Source organism: Novosphingobium sp. HR1a (assembly GCF_015594425.1).
Lineage (GTDB): Bacteria > Pseudomonadota > Alphaproteobacteria > Sphingomonadales > Sphingomonadaceae > Novosphingobium > Novosphingobium resinovorum_A.
The window spans coordinates 1-513 of the sequence record NZ_JABXWS010000160.1 but is presented as its reverse complement, the minus strand read 5'-3'; the positions used below and the strand labels follow the sequence as shown (position 1 = coordinate 513).

The following is a 513-nucleotide window of genomic DNA, read 5'->3' as shown; positions in this document are numbered from 1 at the left end:
TCGTGGCGGAAGCGATGCGGGCCTACGCCGAAGAGACCAACCGGCTGAACCGCGAGCGCCGTTCGATGCGCGACGCCTGGAACGCAGAGTTCAAGAAAGTCCTGAAGGATATCGATCAGATCATCGATGCGATCACGGAAGGGATGTTCCATCCCTCCATGAAAGACAAGATGACGGCTCTGGAAGCTCGCAAGGCTGAACTGAGCGTGCTGCTGAGCGGCAAGCCGGATACGAAGCCCGACATCCTGCCCAGCGCAGCAGGCATCTATGCCCAAAAGGTGAGCGCACTCAACGACGCACTGGATCAGCCTGACGAGCGACATGACGCTTCCGAAGCCTTGCGCCAGCTCATCGAGAAGATCGTCCTGACACCAGGCCCGGAGCGCGGAGAAATCTTCGCTACGCTGCACGGCGAGCTCAACACGATTCTGCGCTGGGTCGAGCATCAGGCAGCCGACCGGAATGCGAAGAGTGGCCACGCAAAAGCTGGAAATATGGGAATGTCGGTATCGG

General features: G+C 59.5%; 1 pseudogene. It reads left to right on the top strand.

The window, feature by feature from the left end:
• Positions 1-14 precede the first annotated feature (14 nt).
• Positions 15-513 (top strand): annotated as a pseudogene (locus HWN72_RS30810) (recombinase family protein); the annotation flags it as partial.